The sequence below is a fragment of the Streptomyces sp. AcH 505 genome (assembly GCF_000818175.1).
In the GTDB taxonomy this organism is placed as follows: Bacteria; Actinomycetota; Actinomycetes; order Streptomycetales; family Streptomycetaceae; genus Streptomyces.
This window is the reverse complement of sequence record NZ_JTIY01000002.1, coordinates 593,205-600,587: the sequence shown is the minus strand read 5'-3', so window position 1 is coordinate 600,587 and position 7,383 is coordinate 593,205. Positions and strand designations below refer to the sequence as shown.

At 68.9% G+C, this 7,383-nt stretch carries 2 protein-coding genes and 2 pseudogenes; 1 reads left to right on the top strand and 3 read right to left on the bottom strand.

All coding sequences use genetic code 11. The features are described 5' to 3' along the window. A pseudogene (locus HY68_RS45810) lies at positions 1-432 on the top strand (RNA polymerase subunit sigma-24); the annotation flags it as partial. Between the two features lie 119 nt (positions 433-551). Here the strand turns inward: HY68_RS45810 and HY68_RS32800 are convergent. The 3 genes and pseudogenes from HY68_RS32800 to HY68_RS32790 form a co-directional block, all read right to left on the bottom strand. Next, the gene (locus HY68_RS32800; RefSeq protein ID WP_041998702.1) at positions 552-3,986 is read right to left on the bottom strand and encodes a CARDB domain-containing protein; all 3,435 of its coding nucleotides are present in this window, start codon (positions 3,984-3,986) and stop codon (positions 552-554) included. Positions 3,987-4,239: 253 nt separating this feature from the next. Next, a complete protein-coding gene (gene htpG / locus HY68_RS32795) occupies positions 4,240-6,165 on the bottom strand; it encodes a molecular chaperone HtpG (protein WP_041998700.1) in 1,926 nt (641 codons plus the stop codon). Positions 6,166-6,204: 39 nt separating this feature from the next. Then, a pseudogene (locus HY68_RS32790) lies at positions 6,205-7,383 on the bottom strand (SARP family transcriptional regulator); the annotation flags it as partial.

Sequence of the window (7,383 nt, the reverse complement as noted above, 5' to 3'; positions counted from 1 at the left end):
GCCGCCTGCCGCCAGCTCGCGGCCTCGGCGCGGCGGCGCATCCGGGACGCCCGGCCGCCGGCGACCGGGACGGAGGCACACCGGCAGGTCGTGTCCGCGTTCAAGCGGGCGTGCGAGACGGGGGATGTCGGCGCTCTGGTCGGCCTGCTGGATCCTGATGCGTCCGCGCATGCCGACGGCGGGGGCAGGGTCCGTACCGCGCGCCGTCCCGTGATCGGTGCGGACAAGGTCGCCCGGTATCTCGTGGGGGTGTTGCGGAAGGAGCCGGGGGTGGAGCTCACCGAGGAGGACGTCAACGGCAGGCCGGGGCTCGTGGGCCGGCTGGACGGCTGGACGGTCGCCGTCGTCGCCACGGAGGTCGACGCGGGCTCCATCAGCCACCTCTGGCTGATGATGAACCCCGACAAGCTGCACGCCTGGAACCGGCGCTGAAGCCGTTGCGCCGGGAACTGCCCGTGGTCCCGGCCCCGGCGGGCGCCTGGATGGCGTCCGCCGGGGCTCGGGACCACGGGTGTCAGCTGTTCACCGGCGGGGCCGGCTTGTCGCGGGCCCTAGCGTTTACCACCCGCCGCCTTGCCGGCCGACTTGGCCGCTGCGGCTCCGCCGGTGATCACGAACTGCGACCCCGGTTGGGTGACGATGTCGCCGTCGGCCGAGTTGGTGATGGTGACGTTGCTCAGCGTCGCGCTGCCGCGTGCGCCGCTCATGGCGAGGATGCCGGCGCCGTTGTTGGACTTGTCGATCTTCACGTTGCTGACGGTGACGCCCGGCATGTTGCCGCCGCCCGTCTTGAACTGGATGCCGTCGTACGTCGAGTCGTAGATGTCGGTGTCCCGGATGGTGACACCGGTGATGTCCCGGCTCGCCGCGAACAGCGTGATGGCGCCGAACTCCTGATCCTCGTTCCAGAAGGCGCCACCGGTGCGGTGCAGTTCGTTGTTGGCGATCAGGGTCTGCCCGGAGAAGGGCAGCGGGTCGTGGTCGGTCGCCAGCATGATGCCGGGGTAGTTGGCCGTGTCGGAGACGACATTGTTCTCGATCTTGTTGCCGTAGCCTCCGTAGACGGCGATCCCGGTCGCCCGCCAGGGCAGCTGGATGGTGTTGTTGGTGAACTGGTTGTCGTGCGCGATGTCGACCGAGGTGTCCTTCACGTACCGGTTGGCCCAGACCGCCAGTGAGTCGTCACCCGTCGTACGGAACGACGAGTTGTACACCTTCGAGTTCCGCGTGCCGTTGGTGAAGTTGATGCCGTCGGCGTAGGTGTCGCGGATCCGCATCCCGCTGAACTCCAGCCCGTCGGCTGGGCCCCAGAGGTCCGGGATGTTGTCGTAGTCGCGGCCGACCCAGACCCCGACGTTGGAGTGCTCGATCCAGACGTTGGAGATCTTGGTGTTCTTGCCGAACCGGCCGTTGAGGCCCACGCCGCCCTCGGCGTTGCCGTCACCGCCGCGTATCCGGCCGGAGCCGAAGATCGCGATGTCGGATATCTGGGTGTTGTTGTCGATGTCGAAGCCGAAGTTGCCCTCGTGCGGGTGGTTGATGCTGCCGACCGCGTTCTGCGGTTCGGTCAGCGTGTACAGCTGGGAGTGCCACATGCCGGCGCCCCGGATGGTGACGTTGCTGATGCCGACCTGGTTGTACTGGCCCCTGTTCAGCGGGTCGTCGGTCAGGATCTTCTTCTCCTGGCGCCACTGGCCCGGCGGGATCCAGACGCAGGCGATGGCACCGTTCTGATTGTCCGTCACGGCACGCTGGATGGCGGTCGTGTCGTCGATCCCGTCGTCGGGGACCGCTCCGTACGACGTGATGGAGGTGCACTCGGCGGGCTTGCTCGTCGGAGGTGCGACCTGCTCCAGGTCGATCAGGTCGATGATGTAGAAGGACGCGGTGTCACCCGCGTCGCGCTGGAGCCGGAACTTGGTCCCCGCCGGGTACGTCTGCGACAGCAGGGCGTGCGACTCGTCGAAGAGCCTGCGGGCGTCGGCCTGCGGGGTGTTGGTCAGCGCCTCGGGGCCGTCGGTGTTGCCGTACAGCCAGCTGTGCTTCGACGAGAGGTCGAGCTTCTTGACGAAGGTGTCGTTGACGTAGAGGCCGATGGTGGCGTCGATGCCGCCGCCGTTCGGCGCGTCGGGGATGGAGTTGCGCACGACGATCGAGTTCGACGGGTTGGTCGAGGTGAACTCGACGAACTGGCCCGTGCTGTTGAGCCGTACCGACTTGCGCCCCGAGGACTCGGAGGCGAAGTTGGTGTGACCGAAGGTGCGCTGGGCGTCGGCCTCCAGCAGGGTGCCCTGGTAGCGGCCGGACTCGGCCTCGTACTCGACGTACGGTACGGCGGCGCCGCGGCCCACCACGATCGCCCGGGAGAACGCGTTGTTGGTCTCGTTGGTCTCCGTGACGACGTTGGTGGCGTCGGCGGTGGCCACGAGGGTCGCGCCCCCGCTGGTCGCCGTCCAGCTGCCGGTGACGCTCACATTGGCGGTGGCACCCGCCGCGATGGACGGGGTGTTGGTGTTGAGCGTGGTGCCGCCCACCGTCAGCCGGGTCACCGTGGTGGCGCCCGATGCGGTGGTGCCCCGGTTCTTGACCGCGACGGTGAACTGGACGGCCGCCCCGACCGCCGGGTTCTGCGGGGTCGAGTTGATGCTCAGGACCTGGAGGTCGGGGCCAGGGCTCTGGCCGACGACCAACTGCCCGGCCGCCGTGAAGCTGTTGTTGTTGTTGTCCTGCTCGACGACCGTGTCGGTCGGGTCGACGATCGCGGTGACCTTGTAGCTGCCCTCGGCGCGTTTGCCCACGACGACCGGGACGGTCACCGAAGCGCCTGCGGCCAGCGCGCCCACCGAGGCGCTGCCGGCGACCACACCGCCCACACTGACATTGACGGTCGTCGCGGCGGACGCGGCGGTGCCCGCGTTACGTACCGTGGCGTTGACCGTCGTCGTGTCGGTCTCCACCGGCGCCGTGGGGGTCCACGACAGGCCGGTGACGGTGAGGTCGGGGTTGGGTGCGAGTGTGCCGATCACCTGCAGCTCGGCGACCTGGCCGCCGGGCGCGCCCGTGTTGCCGAAGATCTGGAGCTGTAGGTCGGAGGCACGGCCGGTGACCGGGATCGTCACCGTGTTCTGGTTGGACGAGGGGCCGAACGCGTAGTCGGCGCGCGCCTTCAGCGAAGTGAAGCCGGACGCGCTCTGGGCGCGGCCGAGGACCTGGATGTTCTGGGTCCTGTTGCCCCAGGCCGTGTCGGGGTTGAGCCTGACCACGACGCCGGTGACATCCGCGTCGGCGCCGAGCTTGACCGTCAGGGTCGACGGCTGACCGCCCGCCTCCCAGTACGTGTCGAGCTTGCCGTCGTTGGCGTTGGGCGCGACGAACGTGAAGACCGACGAGGACGCCTCGATCGGCTTGCCGCGCGCCAGGTCGGTGCCGGCGACCGGGCCGCCGGGATCGCCGGGGTCACCGGGGCTGTCGTCGACCGTGCCGAAGATCCCCAGTTCGGAGAGCTGTCCCGCGGGCCAGCCCGTGTTGCCCGTGATGTTCAGCCGCACGTAACGGACGCTGCTCGCGGTGAAGTTGACGGTGACGGTGTTGCCCGACGCCGGGGTGAACGACCGCGCCTGGGCGGCGGACAGGGTGGTGAACGTGGTGCCGTTGGTGCTGCCCTGCACGGCCACGGCCTGGGTGCGGGCCTCCCAGGTGGTGGGGAGCTTGAGCACCACCTGGTCGACGGTCGCGTTCTTGCCCAGGTCGACCTGGAGCCAGGTGGGGAAGGCGTTGTTCGGGCCTTCCCAGTAGGTCTGCTGGTTGCCGTCGGTGACGTTGGCCGCGGGGTGGCTCCCCTCGGACCCGCTCGCCGACGCCGGTCTGCCCGCGGACAGATCGGTGCGTTCGGCGGCCGAGGCGGAGAGGGGCAGGAGGCCGAAGGCGATCATGCCGGCCATCACTAATCCGGTGACGAGCCACCGGCCGAACTGCTTCCGTTTCATGGTGTCCTCTGTTCAGTCGGAACGAGACAGCGGCGGCCGCAGTGGCCGGGGTGAGCTCTTGCCATGAACTTGCATAGAAATTGAGCCCGTTGACTCCTTTTTTGCGATTCACAGGTTGCGATCCTGTCACCAGTTTGTCAATAGTTTCCGCACGATGATCGATTCGTTGTGCCGCGGGCAGGCATGACGAAGCCGGGGCAGGCCGCGTGAGCGGCCTGCCCCGGCTGTGGGTCGGTTGCGTCTGCCGGACGGTCTACAAGGTGCGCTCCAGCCGGCCGGCCATCAGCTTCACGAACCGCGCCGGGTCGCTCAGTTCACCGCCGTCCGCGAGGATGGCCATCCCGTGGAGGAGTTCGGCCGCCTCGGCGAGCCCCGCCTCCGCGCGCTCCTCGCCGTGCGCCTCGCGCAGGGCGGCGACCAGCGGGTGCGTGGGGTTCAGCTCCAGGATGCGCTTGATCTGGGGCACGTCCTGGCCCATGGCCCGGTACATGTTCTCCAGGGCCGGGGTCACATCATGGGTGTCGGAGACGATGCAGGCAGGCGAGACAGTGAGCCGCGACGACAGGCGCACCTCCTTGACGCTCTCGGCCAGTTCCTTCGTCATCCAGCCGAGCAGAGCGGCGAAGTCCTGCTGCTGCTTCTCGCGTTCGGCCTCGACCTCCTTCTTCTCCTCGTCGGTGTCGAGGTCGACCTCGCCCTTGGCGATGGACTGGAGCTGCTTGCCGTCGAACTCCGGCACCGACTGGACCCACACCTCGTCGACGGGGTCGGTCAGCAGCAGGACCTCGAAGCCCTTCGCGGCGAACGCCTCCATGTGGGGCGAGGTCTCGATGGCCGAGCGCGACTCGCCCGTCATGAAGAAGATGTGCTGCTGGCCCTCCTTCATCCGCCCCACGTACTCCTGGAGCGTGGTCTGCCGCTCCTCGTCGTGGGTCGAGGCGAACGACGAGATGCCGAGCAGCGCGTCGCGGTTCTCGTAGTCGCTCAGCAGGCCCTCCTTGAGGACCCGGCCGAACTCCTTCCACAGCGTGGCGTAGCGCTCCGGGTTCGCGGACATCATGTCCTTGACCGTCGAGAGCACCTTCTTGACCAGCCTGCGGTGCATGAGCTGGATCTGCCGGTCCTGCTGCAGGATCTCCCGCGACACGTTGAGGGAGAGATCCTGCGCGTCGACAACACCCTTGACGAAGCGCAGGTATTCGGGCATCAGCGCTTCGCAGTCGTCCATGACGAACACGCGCTTGACGTAGAGCTGGACTCCGCGCTTGTGCCCCTGCGTGAAGAGGTCGGGCGAGGCGTGCGACGGGATGAAGAGCAGCGCCTGGTACTCGAACGTGCCTTCGGCCTGCATCCGCACGGTTTCGAGCGGGTCGGTCCAGTCATGGCTGATGTGCTTGTACAGCTCGCTGTACTCGGCCTCGGTCACCTCGTCCTTGGACCGTGCCCACAGCGCCTTCATCGAGTTGATCGTCTCGGGCCCGGCGGGAGTCTTCTCGGCCTCCTCGCCCTCGTCCGCAGCGCCGTCGTCCTCGGCCGCCATCCTGATGGGCCAGGTGATGAAGTCCGAGTAGCGCTTGACGATTTCCCTGATCTTCCAGCCGGACGTGTAGTCGAAGAGCTGGTCCTCGGTGTCGGCCGGCTTGAGCCGCAGGGTGACGGCGGTGCCCTGCGGCGCGTCGTCCACCTCGTCGACCGTGTACGTGCCCTCGCCGCTGGACTCCCAGCGGGTGCCGCTGGTCTCCCCCGCCCGCCGGGTCAGCAGAGTCACCTCGTCGGCGACCATGAAGCTGGCGTAGAAACCGACGCCGAACTGGCCGATGAGTTCCTCGGAGGCCGCCGCGTCCTTGGCCCCCTTCAGCTCCCGCAGGAACTTGGCGGTACCGGAGTTGGCGATGGTGCCGATCAGCTGCACCACCTCGTCGTGCGACATGCCGATGCCGTTGTCACGAACGGTCAGTGTGCGCTGTTCCTTGTCGATCTCGATGTCGATGTGCAGATCGGACACGTCGGCGCGCAGATCGTTGTCGCGCAGAGATTCCAGACGCAACTTGTCCAGTGCGTCGGAGGCGTTGGAGACCAACTCCCGCAGAAATACATCCTTGTTCGAGTAGATCGAATGGATCATCATCTGGAGGAGCTGGCGCGCTTCCACCTGGAACTCGAATGTCTCGGCCGGCATACCTGCGGATCCCCTTCATCGTGAGTGGTCAGCGTCAAGTCACTGAGCTGTCTCACATCGTAGGGCGGCGGCCACCCAGTGTGCTGCCCCGGCCCGTTCGGCGACCTCCGCCGCCCGCCGTCGGTGCCCCGCCGCCCGGTCGCGCCGCCCGAGCGCGGCGGCCAGCAGGCCGAGGTGGTACGCCGTCGGGCCGAGCGTGAGCAGACCGCTGCCCGCGCCCGCCAACTCGTCCTCGGCGGGCAGCAGTCGCTCGTAGAGACGGTCCATCGCCGGCCGGTCCCCGAGCTGGATCGCCGCCGTCGCGTGCAGACAGGTGCGTACGTCGAGGAGCAGGTCGCGCGGGGAGTCGGGGACGGCGTGCAGGGCGGTGAGCGCGCGGTCCCCTTCGCCCCTGCCGAGCAGTACGAGCGGGCGCACCCAGCTCTCGTACGGGCCCCAGTCCGCGTCCCGTACGGAGGCCGGCCGCAGGTCGGGGGCGTCGAGCGAGAGCAGGGCGAGCGGCAGGATGCCGTCCTCCAGCCCCGGCATACCCGAACCGGTCAGCCGGGCCGCGGCTTTACGGTACGCGGTCCGCGCCTCGTCGGTGCTGCCGGTGACCGCGAGCCGGAGCGCGGCGTACCAGTCGGTGAACACACCGACGAGCGGCAGGTCGTAGCGCTCGGCGAGTTGGTCGGCTGCCGCTGCGTGCCGGTCGGCCGCCGCGAGATCGGCGAGCGCCGCGCCGGTCTGGACGAGGATCAGCCGCGCGAGGACCTCGTAGCTGACCAACTCGCCGTGCCGGGTGGCGAGATCGAGGATCTCCTCACCGATCGCCGCCCGGCTCGGGGCGAGTCCGGCGCGCTGGAAGGACTGCATGAAGCGGCCGTTGAGCGCGTACGCCAGCAGGGCAGGGTCACCGAGGGCGCGAGCGGCGCTCTCCGCCTCCCGCGCCGCCCGGTCGCCGCGCTGTCCGCTGTCGGCACGCCGCTCCATCGCGATGGTGATCAGCAGCCTGGCCCGCTCCGCCGTGCGGTCTTCGGGCAGCGCCGCCAGGGTGTGCTCGGCGGCCGTCACCAGCCGGGCCGACAGCTCCGGGTCGTCGTTCGCCGTCCAGATCGCCGGGACGTCGAAGGAACCGATCACGCGGGCCGTCAGCAGCGGATCGCCGACGGCCTCGGCGGCGGTGACCGCCTCGGCGCGGCGGCGCCGGGCCTGCGGCAGGTCGCCGGTCACGGCCAG

Bases quoted from the DNA above. Each gene is read 5' to 3' on its own strand.
- HY68_RS32800 (WP_041998702.1), bottom strand. From the start codon at position 3,986: ATGAAACGGAAGCAGTTCGGCCGGTGGCTCGTCACCGGATTAGTGATG.
- htpG (WP_041998700.1), bottom strand. From the start codon at position 6,165: ATGCCGGCCGAGACATTCGAGTTCCAGGTGGAAGCGCGCCAGCTCCTC.